The sequence below is a fragment of the Catellatospora chokoriensis genome (assembly GCF_011297315.1).
Lineage (GTDB): Bacteria > Actinomycetota > Actinomycetes > Mycobacteriales > Micromonosporaceae > Catellatospora > Catellatospora citrea.
In genome coordinates this window covers 133,585-147,862 of the sequence record NZ_JAAOTI010000003.1, presented here as the reverse complement: position 1 = coordinate 147,862, position 14,278 = coordinate 133,585, and the positions used below count along the sequence as shown (strand labels likewise).

At 71.0% G+C, this 14,278-nt stretch carries 16 protein-coding genes; 7 read left to right on the top strand and 9 right to left on the bottom strand.

Features of this window, described 5'->3' with window-relative positions; translation table 11 throughout:
* Positions 1-13 precede the first annotated feature (13 nt).
* Positions 14-1,387, bottom strand: coding sequence for a permease prefix domain 1-containing protein (locus HAV39_RS05675; protein ID WP_191838120.1), 1,374 nt, complete (start codon positions 1,385-1,387; stop codon positions 14-16).
* Entirely contained in the window at positions 1,384-1,758 is a 375-nt protein-coding gene (locus HAV39_RS05670) for a PadR family transcriptional regulator (RefSeq protein WP_191838119.1), read from the bottom strand. The genes HAV39_RS05675 and HAV39_RS05670 overlap by 4 nt, the downstream gene beginning before the upstream one ends.
* Before the next feature lie 96 nt (positions 1,759-1,854).
* Here HAV39_RS05670 and HAV39_RS05665 point away from each other — a divergent pair, with 96 nt between their 5' ends.
* Complete coding sequence (locus HAV39_RS05665) at positions 1,855-2,964, top strand: tetratricopeptide repeat protein (RefSeq protein ID WP_191838118.1); 1,110 nt, start codon at positions 1,855-1,857, stop codon at positions 2,962-2,964.
* A 78-nt stretch (positions 2,965-3,042) separates the two neighbouring features.
* Here HAV39_RS05665 and HAV39_RS05660 read toward each other — a convergent pair whose 3' ends face one another.
* Positions 3,043-4,035, bottom strand: a complete 993-nt coding sequence (locus tag HAV39_RS05660; RefSeq protein WP_191838117.1) for a glycoside hydrolase family 11 protein — start codon at positions 4,033-4,035, stop codon at positions 3,043-3,045.
* A gap of 386 nt (positions 4,036-4,421) precedes the next feature.
* Here HAV39_RS05660 and HAV39_RS05655 point away from each other — a divergent pair, with 386 nt between their 5' ends.
* Complete coding sequence (locus HAV39_RS05655; RefSeq protein WP_191838116.1) at positions 4,422-4,928, top strand: GNAT family N-acetyltransferase; 507 nt, start codon at positions 4,422-4,424, stop codon at positions 4,926-4,928.
* A gap of 3 nt (positions 4,929-4,931) precedes the next feature.
* Here HAV39_RS05655 and HAV39_RS05650 read toward each other — a convergent pair whose 3' ends face one another.
* Positions 4,932-5,675 carry an MBL fold metallo-hydrolase gene (locus HAV39_RS05650; RefSeq protein ID WP_191838115.1) on the bottom strand — a complete coding sequence of 248 codons (744 nt, stop codon included), beginning with the start codon at positions 5,673-5,675 and terminating at the stop codon, positions 4,932-4,934.
* A gap of 42 nt (positions 5,676-5,717) precedes the next feature.
* On the bottom strand, positions 5,718-6,947 hold the full coding sequence (locus HAV39_RS05645) for an LCP family protein (protein ID WP_191838114.1): 1,230 nt from the start codon (positions 6,945-6,947) through the stop codon (positions 5,718-5,720).
* A gap of 205 nt (positions 6,948-7,152) precedes the next feature.
* On the opposite strand from HAV39_RS05645, the gene HAV39_RS05640 reads away from it, so the two are divergent.
* A complete protein-coding gene (locus HAV39_RS05640) occupies positions 7,153-7,569 on the top strand; it encodes a Rieske (2Fe-2S) protein (protein WP_191838113.1) in 417 nt (138 codons plus the stop codon).
* Here the strand turns inward: HAV39_RS05640 and HAV39_RS05635 are convergent.
* The 3 genes from HAV39_RS05635 to HAV39_RS05625 form a co-directional block, all read right to left on the bottom strand.
* Positions 7,556-8,038 (bottom strand): VOC family protein, encoded by a 483-nt coding sequence (locus HAV39_RS05635; protein ID WP_191838112.1) that lies wholly within the window; start codon positions 8,036-8,038, stop codon positions 7,556-7,558. The two genes, HAV39_RS05640 and HAV39_RS05635, sit on opposite strands and share 14 nt — an antisense overlap.
* A gap of 89 nt (positions 8,039-8,127) precedes the next feature.
* On the bottom strand, positions 8,128-8,541 hold the full coding sequence (locus HAV39_RS05630) for a hypothetical protein (protein ID WP_191838111.1): 414 nt from the start codon (positions 8,539-8,541) through the stop codon (positions 8,128-8,130).
* Positions 8,542-8,615: 74 nt separating this feature from the next.
* Positions 8,616-9,200: an NADPH-dependent FMN reductase gene (locus HAV39_RS05625; RefSeq protein WP_191838110.1), complete on the bottom strand. Its 585-nt coding sequence runs from the start codon at positions 9,198-9,200 to the stop codon at positions 8,616-8,618.
* A 138-nt stretch (positions 9,201-9,338) separates the two neighbouring features.
* Here HAV39_RS05625 and HAV39_RS05620 point away from each other — a divergent pair, with 138 nt between their 5' ends.
* Positions 9,339-9,707 (top strand): winged helix-turn-helix transcriptional regulator, encoded by a 369-nt coding sequence (locus HAV39_RS05620; RefSeq protein ID WP_203736622.1) that lies wholly within the window; start codon positions 9,339-9,341, stop codon positions 9,705-9,707.
* 18 nt (positions 9,708-9,725) lie between these two features.
* On the opposite strand, the gene HAV39_RS05615 is transcribed toward HAV39_RS05620, so the two are convergent.
* A complete protein-coding gene (locus HAV39_RS05615) occupies positions 9,726-12,083 on the bottom strand; it encodes an FdhF/YdeP family oxidoreductase (protein ID WP_203736623.1) in 2,358 nt (785 codons plus the stop codon).
* A gap of 248 nt (positions 12,084-12,331) precedes the next feature.
* On the opposite strand from HAV39_RS05615, the gene HAV39_RS05610 reads away from it, so the two are divergent.
* From HAV39_RS05610 to HAV39_RS05600, 3 genes are all read left to right on the top strand, one after another.
* Complete coding sequence (locus HAV39_RS05610; protein ID WP_191838109.1) at positions 12,332-12,916, top strand: hypothetical protein; 585 nt, start codon at positions 12,332-12,334, stop codon at positions 12,914-12,916.
* Between the two features lie 17 nt (positions 12,917-12,933).
* The gene (locus HAV39_RS05605) at positions 12,934-13,590 is read left to right on the top strand and encodes a hypothetical protein (protein WP_191838108.1); all 657 of its coding nucleotides are present in this window, start codon (positions 12,934-12,936) and stop codon (positions 13,588-13,590) included.
* A 75-nt stretch (positions 13,591-13,665) separates the two neighbouring features.
* A complete protein-coding gene (locus tag HAV39_RS05600; RefSeq protein ID WP_191838107.1) occupies positions 13,666-14,100 on the top strand; it encodes a nitroreductase family deazaflavin-dependent oxidoreductase in 435 nt (144 codons plus the stop codon).
* Positions 14,101-14,278 lie beyond the last annotated feature (178 nt).

Here is a 14,278-nt window from a genome sequence, read left to right as displayed (position 1 = left end):
GGTGACCCCGCGGTCAGGCGAAGTCGAACAGGGGTGGGAACGCCAGCACGACGATCCAGGCCCAGGCCGCGTACACCACGAGGTAGCGGGTCTGCCAGTGCTCCATCTTGCCGAAGGGCAGCCGGCCGCGGACGAAGCCGAGGAACAGCCACGCCGACCAGGACAGGTTGGCCAGCAGGACGAGGTTCTCGCCGAGTGCGGCCGTCTTGTTGGCGGTGAACCCGAACTCGGTGATCCGGCCGGTGATCGCCGCCAGCACCAGCACGTCGATGACGAGCGCGGTGACCACGAGGGCGAGCTGCAGCTTGTCGAAGACGCCGGGCTTGGCCGCGGGGTCGCGGGCCGAGATGGCGTACAGCAGCAGGCCGAGCACCACGACCAGCAGCAGGTCGAAGATGATCAGCACGTCGCGCTCGACGTCGATGCCGTTGCTGGTCCAGACGATCGCGCCGAGCAGGACCAGCAGGGTGACCGTGAACAGCGGGGTGAACACCCGGGTCAGCACCGGCGCCATGTTCTCCACGACGCTCTGCTTGGCCTCCACGAGCCAGGCCGCGACCACGACCCCGGCCATGGCGCCGCAGGGCACCAGCCACTGCCCGACGAACGTCTCCGCGTTCACGCCGATGGCCGAGAAGGTGCCGACGGTGAACGCGGTCAGCACACCGCCGCCGAGGGCGATGAGCACGAAGTAGATGAACCATTCGCCGGTGAACCGGATGAAGTCCATCCGCCGCCGGTCGGACCGCCACTCGCCGCCGGTGTAGGCGACACCGACCACCAGCCACAGCGCGATCGGCAGGTGGATCATGGTGAGCACGATGGTCTGCGAGTCCATGGACATCGGGTACGCGTTGGCCGCCACCGCCCCGAGGGCGAACAGCGCGACCAGCACCCCGATGACGCCGGGGCTCACCCGTCGCCGCCACGCGAAGTAGGCCGCCAGCGGGGCCAGCGCGAACAGGCCGAAGTTACGCAGGTAGAAGCCGCCGTTGTTGTCGTCGGTGAAGTCGACGCCGAACAGGGCGGGCACCTTGAACGCCACCGCCGCGGCCACCGCGAAGGCGATCATGGTGGGCAGCTCGCGCCGCGTACGGGAGGTCGGCGTGCCGTCGCCGTCGCCGGTCAGCACCAGCTGCTTCCAGAGCCGCTCGGAGTGCTCCCGGGCGAACTCGCGGGACAGCTCGTCGAGGCTGCCCATGCGCTTGACGGCGATGAGGAACGCCTCGTCGCTGTGCAGGCCCGCCGCCGTGAGCTCGGCGATCCGGTCGCGCAGGTGGTCCTCCAGCTCCTCGGCGTCGGGCTGGTGCAGCTCGCGCCGTCGGCGCATGTAGGCGCGCCACTCGGCGATCTGCTTCTCGAGGTCGCTGTTGCTGTCGACGGTCATCCGGTCACGCCCCACGCGGGTGCGGGGATCGGGCGCAGCGACGCCCCGGCGTTCCACACCCCGCGCAGGGTGTCGACGACCGCGGCCCACTGGCGGCGCTGCTCAGCCAGCTCCTTCAGGCCTTGGTCGGTGATGCGGTAGTACTTGCGGCGCCGCCCCTCCGCCGGGGTCTGCCACGTCGACTCGACGTGACCCAGCCGTTCCAGCCGGTGCAGCAGCGGGTAGAGCAGGCCGTCGGTCCACTCGAGGTGGCCGCCGGACAGTTCGTTGACCTGTTTGAGGATCGCGTAGCCATAGCTCTCGCCCTCGGCCAGGATGCCCAGCACGAGGGGGGTAGCCGAGGCCGCGACGAGATCTTTCGTGATGTGCACGAGGACACCGCCTATACCTAGAACTGCTATGCATACTAGTTCTAGGTATGAGGGCGCGCAACGTCCTCCGCGATCATGGTGTGGGACGCTGGGCGGGTGCAACAGGATCCACTCACCTCGGCCCAGCGGCTCGCGAGCCTCGGCGACCACGCCGGCGCGCTCCGTCTCGCCCGCGAGCTCGAGGCACAGTACGCGCTGGAGGGCGACGACGGCGCGACCATGCTGGTCTGGGTCCGCCTGTTCATGGCGCGCTGGCTGGCCGTGCAGCAGGAGCCGGATCGGCCGGCCGCGCTGACCGTGCTCGACGCGGCGGAGGCCGCCTGGCGCTCGCCGGCCGTCCAGGGGTCGGAGCTGGTGCACGTGCTGGGCGCCGAACTCATGTCCCTGCGCAGCTTCGTGCTGCGCCAGCTCGGCCACGCCGCGGAGAGCCTCGCGGCGGTGGAGCAGGCCCTGGACCTGTTCACCGAGCTGGAGCAGACCGCGCCGGAGGTGCTGTCCGCGGTGGGACGCGTGCCGCTCCTGCTCAACCGGGGCGCGGCGCTGGCCGACCTGGGCCGGACCGCCGAGTCCCTCACTCCGCTGGCCCAGGCCCTCGACGTGCTGCGGGCCACCGCCCCCGGCAGCCACCGCGAGATCGAGATCGAGCTGCTCGTGTTGCGGGGCACGTCGCTGACCCTGCTCGGCCGCTTCGCCGACGCCGAGGCCGCCGAGACGGAGGCGATCGCGCTCGCCCGCACCGAGACCGACCGGCCCGCGCGACAGCTGCTCGCCACCGCGCTGACCAACCACGCGAGCACGCTGACCCGCACCCGACGCCTCGACGAGGCGCTCGTCGCGGTCGGTGAGGCGATGGACGTGCTGCGGGCGCTCGACGGTGAGCCGGTGACGGCGGCGCAGCGCCGGCGCTGGGCGATGCCGCTGTCCACCGAGGCCGAGGTGCTGCTCGCGCAGGGACGCCGGGCGGACGCGGCGAGGTCCGCGCGCCTGGCCGAACCCATCCTGCGCGAGTACGCCGAGCAGGCGCCGATGCTGGTGGCGGGCTCCCTGGCCAACGCCTGCCTGCTCATCGGCGACGCCGAGGACGACCCGGCTTATGCGGCCGAGGCGTTCGAGCGACTGAACACGTTGAACGACCTGTTCCCCGGCCGGTACGAGTACTGGTGGCGCCGCGCCGGGGAGCTGGTCGCCCGGCTGCGGACGAGCTGACCACACCACGGGCACGCCCACCGGCGGCGCGGCTGCCGTGGGCCGCCGCGCCGCCGGTGCGGTGTCGGGGGATCGGGGTCAGCCGGCGCTGCAGGAGACGGTCGGCCAGGTGTAGTTCCCGTTGTGCTGGATGGTCACGCCCCAGTTGTTGCCGCTGCCGTTGGGTCTGGCGACCAGCTGCTGGGCCGTCGGGTAGCTCGCGCTGATGTTCCAGGTGGCGAGGACCTTGGCGGGGGAGGGCACGTTCATGGTCACGGTCCAGTTGGTCGCGCCGCTGACCGAGACGTTGAGGTTGTACCGGTCGCTCCACTGCTGGCCCGCGGACAGCGTCGCGGTGCAGCCGCCGCCACCGCCACCACCGCCGCCTCCACCGCCGCCGCCACCGCCACCGGAGCCCAGCGTGATGTTGGAGCTGCCGCTGCTCTGGTAGCCCTCCGTGGCCAGGATCATGTAGTTGTGGTTGCCGAGGCTCATGCCCTTGCTCGCCCAGGCGTCGAAGTGATTGCCGGAGGTGATGGTCCCGCCGGTCTTCTTCTGCTGCCGCACACTCCAGTACTGGTTGAAGGTCCTGGTGCCTTCGATGGAGGGGGCGTTGTACCGCGTCGTCTGGTAGATGTCGTACGTGCCGCCGTCGCTGGTGACCGTGCCCTTGTAGGTGCCGGTGGGCCGGTAGGTGCCCCAGTTGTCGACGATGTAGTACTCGACGAGCGGGTTCGTCGTCCAGCCGTAGAGCGTCAGGTAGGCGTTGCCGGACGGGTTGAAGCTGCCGGAGTAGGTGACGGACCGGCGTCCGCCGGTGCTCCAGCCCTTGCCGGCGACGAAGTTGCCGGTGTTGCGCCACGAGGTGCTGTAGTTGCCGCCGGATCCCAGCTCCATGGAGACCGTGCCGGAGCTGTCGGTCCAGAACGAGTAGAAGTAGCCGTTGTTGGTGCCCGTCTGGTTCGAGGTCACGGCCGCGCTGGCGGCGCCGGGCAGCATCGTGCTGGCCGCGACCATCGCCGCGATGCAGGCGGCGCCGAGCAGCAGCCTGGCGCGGCGGCGACGGGTCGGTGGGGCGGGTGCGTCGATCATGGGGGTGCTTCCTCCTCGGGAGAAGCCGGCGGGCAGGACGGTCGTCGTGCGCGCGACGCCCGGTGGAGCGGCTCGGGTGACCCGGATCGACGATGTCGAGCCTCGTCGATGGCGAAAGTATTTGCTCGATAACTTCGGACTGTCAACGACTTCCGGAAACTATCGGATGGCCAGTTGGCGAGCGTCGACTCTGATGGCCACATCGGGCCAGGTTGAAAACGGCCGAATGCCACGATGGCCATGGGAAACCTAAACGTCACACACCTCATGAGACGGTCGAGTCCGAAAGTTTTGGAGTACTTCCGGATCATGTCGACTGGCAGGTGTGTCGCGTGGTACGCCAAAAGCGGTGGCGGCCCCGCGCCGTCGGCGGCATTCTGCTCGTCATGATCGAAATGCGTGTGCTGACCTCGGATGACTGGCCGATCTGGCGGGAGTTACGGCTCGCCGCCTTGGCGGAAGCGCCCGACGCCTTCGGATCCCGCCTGGCGGACTGGCAGGGCGAGGGCGATCGCAGCGAGCGGTGGCGGGCACGGCTGGAGATCCCCGGCTCCTACAACCTCGTGGCGGTGCTCGAAGGCCGCCCGGTGGCCATGGCCAGCGGTGTGCCGACCGACGACCGCGGTGTGGTGGAGCTGATCTCGGTGTGGGTGGATCCCGCGGCTCGCGGCCGAGGCGTGGCGGGCGACCTGCTGGCGGCGGTGGAGCGGTGGGCCGAGCAGGCGGGCGCGGGCGTATTGAAGCTGGCCGTGGCGGAAGGCAACGAGGCGGCCGCCGCCCTGTACCGCCGCAACGGCTTCCGTCTCACCGCGGAACTCGGCGACCTGATGCCGGACGGCGTGCGCCGGGAGCAGATCATGGCGAAGAGTCTCGGCCCTTCGCCGGCTCGGTGACGGTCATCGCAGGTCCAGCACCAGATCGGTGGTGGCGACGGCCACCTCGCCGTCGTATCCCGCACCGGCCGCCGCCCGTGCCGCCGCCGGATCCGTGCCCGGCCACAGGTGGGTCAGCACCAGCCGGCCGACATCGGCGGCCGCGGCCTGCCGACCCGCCTGGCGCGCGCTCGACAGGTGACGGCGTGAGCCCTCCGGCACCTCGTCCACGTGGGTGGCCTCGGCCAGCAGCACGTCGGCCCCGCGCGCCAGCTCCACGACGTCGGGGCTCGGACCGCTGTCGCCGGTGTACACGAGTGTCCGGCCACCCGCCGTCAGCCGCACACCGGCGTTCGGCACCGAGTGCGGCAGCAGCCGAGTCGACGCGCGAAACGGCCCGACGTCGAACGCGCCCCCATCGGTGACCTCGCGCAGTTCGTAGGCCCCGGCCAGCATCCCCGGCCGGTCCAGGGCCAGCACCGCGTCCAACGCCCCCGGCAGCGCGTACACCGGCAGCGGCGGCGGCGGATCGTCCCGCAGCGCGCGGGCACGCAGCAGCGGATTCAGGTCGGCGCAGTGATCGGGGTGTCCGTGGCTGACGAACACCGCGTCGACCTGCTCGGCGCAGACATGCCGCAGCAGTTGGGGCACGGTCGCGTAGCCGAGGTCCACGACCAGCCGGAACCCGTCGTGCTCCAGGAGGTAGCCGCTGCAGGCCTGGCCCGCCTGCGGCCATGCGCCGCACGCACCGAGCACCCTGAGCCGCATCCGCCTGACGATAGCCGCCGATCCGCCGACCAGGCGGGCGGATCACTTGTTGAGCAGCTCGGGGTGCAGGGCGAGAAAGTTCTCGACCGAGCCCGCGGCGACCGAGGCGAGAAACCGGCGTGCCGGGGCGTCCAACTGCTCGCCGAGGTACTCGTACTTCAGCTTGGGCTTCGCCGGCTTCTCCGACTTCTTCGGGTCCGGGCTCGCGTCGACCGGGCCCGACGGTTTGACGTCGGGCTTGTCGTCGGCCTTCTTGCTCTTGTCCTCGACCCAGCGGCCGACACCGCCGCCGGACAGCTTGACCATGGCGATCTGGTCCGGGCGGAGGTCGCTCAGCGCGAACGCCCAGTCGACGAGGCTGCGGCCGCGTCCGCTGAAGGTCAGCGAACTGCCTGCCGCGCGCAGCACCTTGTCCAGGCGCAACGGGTCGGCCAGCAGGTCTGCGCTGAACCCCTTGGCGAGCATCGCGCGGACCATCTGCTGCTGGTGCCGCTGGCGGGCGTAGTCGCCGCCGGGGATGTAGCGCTGGCGGGCGTAGTCGAGGGCCTGCCAGCCGCTGAAGTGCCGCCGCCCGGGTTCGTACACCATCTGCGGGCCGACGTAGCCGGTGCTGCTCTTGCCGTGGTCGCGCGGATCGCCGTCGGGCTCGCGGTGGATCGAGGCGACCCGCTGGTCGACGACCATGTCGACGCCGCCCAGGGCGTCGATGACGTCCTTGAACCCGCTGAAGTCGATGATGGCGCCGGCATCGAACCGGGCGATCCCGGTGTACCGGCTGACGGTCGCGGCGAGCAGCTCGAAGCCCTGCGCGTTGTCGGCGCGGCGGCTGCCCGGCGTCTGCGCGCCGAAGAACATGGCGTGGGCGAGCTTGTCCGACGGGTTGCCGCCGTAGCCGGACTTCGCAAACGGCGGGATCGTGACGAGCAGGTCCCTCGGCAGGGAGAACAGGTAGCCGCGGTCCAACCCGGCCGGGATGTGCATGACCAGGATCGAGTCCGCGCGGGGGATCCAGAACGGGTCGTCGTTGCGCGGGTCGATGCCCGCCAGCAGGATGTTGAGCGGTCCCTTGACGTCGTCGTGTCGGACCGGGACCGGGGCGTCCGAGCCGTCGCCCTGGTCGCCGAACAGGTCCGCGTGGTGCACCGCGTTCTCGTAGCGGGCGACCACCCGGTCCACGGCGACCAGCGCCGTCCCGGCGAACAGCATCAGGGCCGTGCCTGCGAGCACGCTCCAGCGCGCCCAGCGGGGCGCCGTACGTCGTTGTCTGCCCACCACGTATCGGACAACGAGTTCCCCGCCGAAACGATCCTACGCAATGTAGGTGACGTGGGCGCTCGGTCGCGGTTGGTCAGTCGGGGCGCACCACGGGCTGTCCGCCTGGCCGCGTCCCGGGGGGCGGATCCAGGCCGGTGAACTGGGCGTTTGCGACTATTCGCGGCACTAGGCTGGGGGAGTCTGCTGTCGGCGGGGGTGTGCGATGGGAACGACGCGACGAGTGGTGCTCACCGGCACCGCAGTGAGCGCGATCAGCTTGGTCGGAGCCTGCGGATCGTCGGGGGAGCCCGGTGGTTCCGCGCCGCAATCGCCGGCCGCGCCGCCGACCGGACCGGTGGTGCTGGGACCGTCGGCTGACGTCGCGGTGCACAGCGGGAAGGTGTACACGACCGAGCAGGTCGTCGTCACCCAGCCCGTGGCGGGCTCGTTCAAGGCGTTCACGTCGATCTGCACGCACAAGCAGTGCCAGGTCGGCTCGGTCGAGAACGACCAGATCATCTGCCCGTGCCACGGCAGCAGGTATTCGGCGGTCGACGGGTCGGTGCTGAAGGGCCCGGCGACCCTGCCGCTCGCACCGAAGACGATCACGGTCGCCGCGGGGAAGATCACCCTCGACTGAGGCGGCGGTGCAGCTCCTCCTCGGAAACGTCCTCGAGGTGGGTGAGGAACACCCAGATGTGGCCCGCGGGGTCTTTGAGGATGACGGTGCGGTCACCGTGGAACATGTCCTTCGGCCGCTGGAGGATCTCGGCGCCCGCGGCCTCGGCCCGCTCGGCCAGGCTGTCCACGTCCGGCACGTAGACGTGCAGCGTGACGGTCGTGCCGCCGCCGAGCGACGTCGGCGCGGCGAAGGAGCCGGCTTCGGCCTCGTCCACGCTCGCGTCACCCAGCATCAGCACCGACCGTCCGATGCTGATCTCGGCGTGCAGGATGCCGCCGCCCGGCGCGTCGATCCTGATGTCCTCGCGGGCGCCGAACGCCCGCCGGTAGAAATCGATCGCCGCGGCCGCGTCGTCGACCATGATGTGCGGGATCACGGCATAGCGGTAGCGGTCGGGGATCTCGGCGCGGGTGGTCTGCTCGGTCACGTGAACCTCCTTGAGCGGGCGGCGCCGTCGTGCGCCACGGCCCTGGAGGCAACCTAGAAGTTCAAGCTCGGTTCAGGTCAAGGGCCGGCTCACCCGGCGCTGATGTTGTCGTACTGGACGCAGCTGCCGCCCTGCGTGCGGATCCGCTGGGCGGCCCGCGCGCCGGTCGCTGCGGTGACCGTGACCCGATACTCGCGGCCGCTCCCGTCGACCGGCGACGACCAGGCGACCGAGGATCCGATCTCGTACGAGCGGACCGGGTCCCGCCGTGCCGCGCGCTCGAACTCGGCACGCTCGACGCCGGTCTCGTCGGTGCAGATCAGGCCGTACGCGGTCGCGTGGTCGCCGGCGATCAGCGCATCGAGGTAGGACCGCACGACGCGCTCGGCGTCAGGATTCTCGGCAGCCCCGGCGGAACGGACGACGACCCACGTCGCGCAGCCCAGGGCCAGCAGGCCGACCGCTGCGATGATGCGGACCGGTGCGCTGCGCTGCCTGTTCACGGCGTGAATGATCACATGTGCCCGGACGCGGCCGACGCCCGCCTCCGTCGGCGGGCGCCGGCCGCCTGGCCGGGTCAGGCGGCGTCGCGCGTCCGCGCGGTACGCAGCGCCCCGGCCCACCACAGCAGGTCGTCGGTGAGCAGCTTCAGGAACGGCTCGGCGGGTGCGAACACGGCCGTGTCGGTCGGGTCGGGCTGTTCGAGCGCGGGCAGGTAGAGGTCGGGCGCGATGTGCACGGCGTGGCGCAGGGGCGCCATCTCGAACTCGACGGCGACCTGGCGCAGCTGCTCGATCGCCCGTGCGCCGCCGACGCTGCCCCAGCCGACGAAGCTGACCGGCTTGCGGTGCCACTCGGCGTACGTCCAGTCCATGGCGTTCTTCAGCACCGCCGAGTAGCCGTGGTTGTACTCGGCGGCCAGGACGATGTAGCCGTCGGCGCGGTCCACGGTGCGGCCGAACCGCGCGACCTCGTCGTTGGCGTACTGCCGCGGGGTCCACATGGGTGCGGTCCCGTCGAAGAACGGCAGCGGATGGTCGCGCAGGTCGACCAGCTCGAACTCGACCCCGTCGTACTGCTTGGCGAAGTCGAGCACCCAGTGGGCGATCCGCTCGCTGAACCGTCCCTCGCGGGTCGTGCCGTTGATGACCTGGATGTGCATGTCGTGGTCTCTCTTCCCGTAACCGGTCGGCCGGCGTGGCCGCCGACCCGCGGCACGCTCTTGATCGTCGCGTATCCCCAGCTTGGCGTGGGTCGTCGCGAGTGGGCAAAACTCCGGTTAGCTGCTTACTATGAGTAAGTGACCACGAAACTCTCGGCTTACGTGCCCGACCACCATGACGCCAGCGACGCCGCCTGCCGCGGCTTCCAGCCGGTCCTGGAGCTGCTGGGCCGCCGCTGGGTGGGCATGATCATGCTCGCCGGCCGGCGTGGCGCCCGGCGGTTCGGGCACTACCGGGCCTTCGCCGACGGCATCTCCGACCGGGTGCTCACCCAGCGCCTGCGTGAACTGGAACACCACGGCCTGATCGAGCGCCAGGTCATCCCCAGCACCCCGGTGCAGATCCTGTACGCGCCCACCGCCCGCGGCGTCGAGCTGATGGACGCGCTGCAGCCGTTGTTCGACTGGACCGCCCGCAACCCGGGGGCGTTCACCCACCAGCCGTGACGCGGTCGCGCCGACGGGTCAGGCTCGTGCCTGCTTGGTCACCTCGACGACGAGGTGTTTGGTGACCGGCTGCTCGCTCTGGCTGCTCATGTCGGCCAGGCCGCACAGCACGTTCAGCTCGGGCATGTAGCCGGCCGCGTTGCCGGGCGGGATCGAGTGCGCGATCGCCCGGTACCCGTACACGGTGCGCTGCGTGCCGTCGCGGGAGAAGCTGGTCACGTCGATCAGGTCGAACTCGGCCAGCCCGCGGGCGCGCATGTCGTCCTCATTCATGAAGATGACGGTGCGCAGGCCGCGTACGCCGCGGTAGCGGTCGTCATTGGAGTAGATGGTCGTGTTGAACTGGTCGTGCGAGCGCACGGTGGTCAGCGTCAGCCGGCCCTCGCCGGGGTCGACGTCGTCGGGCAGCGGCCCGGACCAGAACTCGGCCTTGCCCGACGGCGTCAGGAACACCCGCTCGCGGGCCGGCTGGGCGATCCGGAACCCGTGCGGCTGGCGCGCGCGGGCGTTGAAGTTCTCGAAGCCGGGCAGCACCCGCGACATGGTGTCGCGGATGCGGTCGTAGTCGTCGACGTAGTCCTGCCAGGGCGTGCGGCTGTCCGGCAGGGTGGCCTGGGCCATCCCGCCCAGGATCGAGCACTCGGAGCGCAGGTGCGGCGAGGCCGGATCCTTCATGCCGAACGAGATGTGCACCATCGCCATCGAGTCCTCGACGGTGATGCCCTGCGCCCCGGCGGCCTGCACGTCGCGCTCGGACCGGCCGAGGCAGGGCAGGATCAGGGCGCGCCGCCCGTGCACCAGGTGGCTGCGGTTGAGCTTGGTGCTCACCTGCACGGTCAGATCGCAGTTGCGCAGCGCTTCGAAGGTCCGCGGCTGATCGGGAGCGGCCATCACGAAGTTGCCGCCGAGGGCGACGAACACCTTCACGTCGCCGCGCCGCATGGCCTCGATCGCCGCCACCGTGCCCAGGCCGTGCTCCCGCGGCGGGTCGATGCCGCACACCTCGGCGAGCTTGTCCAGGAAGGCCGCGGTCGGCCGGTGGTCGATGCCGCAGGTCCGGTTGCCCTGCACGTTGCTGTGCCCGCGCACCGGCGCGGGCCCGGCCCCCGGGCGGCCGATGTTGCCGCGCAGCAGCAGCACGTTGGTGAGCTCGCGGACCGTGTCCACACCGTGCTCGTGCTGGGTCAGCCCGAGGCACCACGCGATGATGACGCGCTGCGACTTCACGTACGACTCGGCCAGCGAGCGGATGTCCGACTGGGTGATGCCGGAGTCACGCACGATGTCGGCCCACGACGTCGCCACGACGGCCGCGCGGTAGTCCTCGAAGCCGGCCGTGTGGCTGTCGATGAAGTCCCGGTCGAGCACGGCCGGATCGCTCTCGGCGGCGTCGAACACGGCCTTGGCGACCCCGCGCATCAGGGCCAGGTCGCCGCCGATGCGGACCTGGACGTTCCTGGTGCCCGTGCGGGTGGTGCGAAAGGTGGCCATGTCGGCGAACTCGTGCGGCACGATGGTGCGGCGCGAGGCCGCCTCGATCAGCGGGTTGATGTGCACCAGTGCCGCGCCGCGCCGGTCGGCCTCGGCCAGCCAGGTGAGCATGCGGGGCGCGTTGCTGCCCGCGTTGTCGGCCATCAGCCAGATCGCGTCGGCCTGCTCCCAGTCCTCCAGGTCGGTGGTGCCCTTGCCGGAGCCGAGGGCGGCGGTCAGCGCCCGGCCGCTGGCCTCGTGGCACATGTTCGAGCAGTCCGGCAGGTTGTTCGTGCCGAACTCGCGCACCCACAGCTGGTAGAGGAACGTGGCCTCGTTGCTCAGCCGCCCGGACGTGTAGAACGCCGCCTCGTCCGGGCTGCCCAGGCCCCGCAGGGTGCTGCCGACCAGGGCGAACGCGTCCTCCCAGGAGATCGGGACGTAGCGGTCGCTGTCCGGGTCGTAGGTCATCGGCTCGGCGAGCCGGCCGACGGCCTCCAGGTCGTAGTCGGTCCAGTTCGTCAGCTCGGCGACCGGGTGCGCGGCGAAGAACTCCCGGTCGGCCCGCGGTGGGGTCATCTCCCAGGTGACGTGCTTGACGCCGTTCTCGCAGATGTCCAGGCGCAGCCCGGTCGGATCGTCCGGCCAGGCACAGCCGGGGCAGTCGAAACCGCCGTCCTCCTGGTTCATCGTCAAGATCGCCCGAACGCCCTCGACGGGCTCCGGGCTGCGCAGCAGGACCTTGCCGACGCTGCGCGCCGCGCCCCAGCCCGCCGCCGGGTGGTGATACTCGTGCCGCGAGAAGTCGCCGTCCGGGACCGGGCCGCGCCCCATCGCGGCCGCGCCGGGCACGGCGCCCAGCATCAGCTGTTCGGCGTCGGGTGCCGGGTCGGGTGACGGTGCCATCGGGTCCGCCTTCCTCGCGCGCCTCCCGGAACCGGTCGGCGCCGGAGGTCAGTGCCGTGACTCGATCCGCCGGACCGCTGTCGCATCTCCCGGATCGGGGCAGCGACCGGCGCAGATGGAGATCATTTTATGCCCGCCGGTCCGACCGTGTGCGCACTTCCGGCAAACCCGCCATGACCGCGCCATGACGCGGCGCTGACACCCCCTCGCGACCGTGGTCGGCAACCGATCCCACGAAGGGAAGTCAGATGGCAAAGAACGTCAGCCGGCGACCGGGGAGCAGATGGTCGCTCGCCGGACTCGCCATGGCGTGCGCGGCAGCCCTGCTGCTCGCCACGCCCGGATCGGCGTACGCGTTCCCCGACAACGGCGACAGCACGCTCGCCGACAACGCGACGCACACCTACTGCTACACCAGCGGCTTCACCACCGACGCCTCGGTCGGGGGGTACGCCATGGCGGTGCTCGGCAACACCACCGACATGGACGACCTGTTCCCGATCGACCCGCCGACCTGCTCCTTCATGGAGACCGACGTGTGGTGGTGGGAGCTGAACCTCGCCGCGGGCATCCGGGGCACCCGCAGCTGCTGGCTGGAGAGCCCGGTCGGCATCTGCACCTCCTCCGACCTCACCCTCGACTACGCCGAGCTCGACGTCGGCGCGTTCGACTGGGAGGACCGGCGCAAGACCGCGGTGCACGAGGTCGGCCACAGCGTCGGCCTGGACCACGACCCCGACTGCGCGATGATGTCGGGCCAGGTGCCCGACGCCACCCTGCAGTGGCGCACCTACTGCGCCGACGAGATCGCCGACATCAACGCCGCCTACTGAGCTGGAGAGGAAGAGTCATGCGCAAGATCCATTCCGTACCGGCCCTGGCGCTGGCCGCGGCACTGAGCCTGTTCGCCGGAGGTTGCGCCGGTGACCGCGCGCCGGACTCCGCGGAGCCGTTCGCGGCCCTGGTGACCAGGGGCGTCGACGTGGACTACACGCCGCTGGCCACCCCGGCGGCCGCGGTCGCCGCGGGCGAGCTGATCGTCGAGGGCACCCTGACCGGCGTGACCACGGGGATCGACCTGCAGTTCGCGAACACGGCGTACACGCAACGCTGGGACGGCGCCTACGTCACGCTGGTGGTCACCGTCGACCGCGTGGTGGCCGGCAACCCGGCGCAGGTGCACAACGGCAAGGTGTTCGTGCAGGTGCTCAAGAACAAGGCGGTCAGCCCGGAGGCGCTGGCCGGGGCCAACGCGAACCCGAAGGTGGTCGCGGTGCTCGACAACCTCTCCGGCTGGGCCCCCGGCGGCGGGGCCACCGTCGTCCGGCCCACCACGGTGCCGGCCGCGGCCCCGCTGTTCGCGGCGTACACCGACGGGCTCTGGCTGCAGGGCGCGGCCGACACCGTGATGTTCGGGCTCGGGGCCGAGGCCGGTGAGCTAGGCCAGGCCTGGGGCGGGGCGGACACGGTCGCGGAGTACGCGGCCAAGGTCCGCCAGGCCCTGTAGCACCAGGGCGGGACACCGATCGCGCGGCCGGCACCGGCCGCGCGATCGGCTGTCTTCCGCCCTAAAGTGTGACGAATGGAGCTGACGGGGGAATACGTGCCCGGGACCTGGGACATGTCGGTCAAGCAGGTCGAGACCTACGAGGCGAGTGGGGGCACGAAGGGCACCACGATCATGGGCAAGCCCGTCGTCGTGGTGACGATGCGCGGGGCGAAATCAGGGAAGATCCGCAAGACGCCGCTGATGCGGGTCGAGCACGGCGGCAGCTACGCCATCGTGGCGTCGGTCGGCGGCCGGCCGAGCAATCCCGACTGGTACCACAACATCGTCGCCGATCCCGAGGTCATGCTGCAGGACGGACCTGACCGCCGGGCGTACACCGCGCGCCTGGCCACCGGCGACGAGCGTCGCGTGTGGTGGGACCGGGCCGTCGAGGCGTTCCCGATGTACGCCGACTACCAGCGGAAGGTCACCCGCGAGATCCCGGTCTTCGTCCTCGACCCGGCCTGACCGTCGGCCTTCCGGGACCGCGCCCCACCCGGCGAACCTCTAATATGGAGCCTGCGTCGGGCCGGGGCACCGGCACGGAGGGGGCGTGAGCGGGAATGTCCGCAGAGCAACGGCTGCACGCGAGCATGGCCTCGATCGACGCCCCGAACGGCCATCCGGTCGAGGCGAGCGCGACGAA

Coding starts and splice junctions, on each gene's coding strand:
- HAV39_RS05610 (WP_191838109.1), top strand. CDS start 12,332: ATGGCAAAGAACGTCAGCCGGCGACCGGGGAGCAGATGGTCGCTCGCC.
- HAV39_RS05640 (WP_191838113.1), top strand. CDS start 7,153: ATGGGAACGACGCGACGAGTGGTGCTCACCGGCACCGCAGTGAGCGCG.
- HAV39_RS05655 (WP_191838116.1), top strand. CDS start 4,422: ATGATCGAAATGCGTGTGCTGACCTCGGATGACTGGCCGATCTGGCGG.
- HAV39_RS05675 (WP_191838120.1), bottom strand. CDS start 1,387: ATGACCGTCGACAGCAACAGCGACCTCGAGAAGCAGATCGCCGAGTGG.
- HAV39_RS05660 (WP_191838117.1), bottom strand. CDS start 4,035: ATGATCGACGCACCCGCCCCACCGACCCGTCGCCGCCGCGCCAGGCTG.
- HAV39_RS05605 (WP_191838108.1), top strand. CDS start 12,934: ATGCGCAAGATCCATTCCGTACCGGCCCTGGCGCTGGCCGCGGCACTG.
- HAV39_RS05625 (WP_191838110.1), bottom strand. CDS start 9,200: ATGCACATCCAGGTCATCAACGGCACGACCCGCGAGGGACGGTTCAGC.
- HAV39_RS05650 (WP_191838115.1), bottom strand. CDS start 5,675: ATGCGGCTCAGGGTGCTCGGTGCGTGCGGCGCATGGCCGCAGGCGGGC.
- HAV39_RS05600 (WP_191838107.1), top strand. CDS start 13,666: ATGGAGCTGACGGGGGAATACGTGCCCGGGACCTGGGACATGTCGGTC.
- HAV39_RS05615 (WP_203736623.1), bottom strand. CDS start 12,083: ATGGCACCGTCACCCGACCCGGCACCCGACGCCGAACAGCTGATGCTG.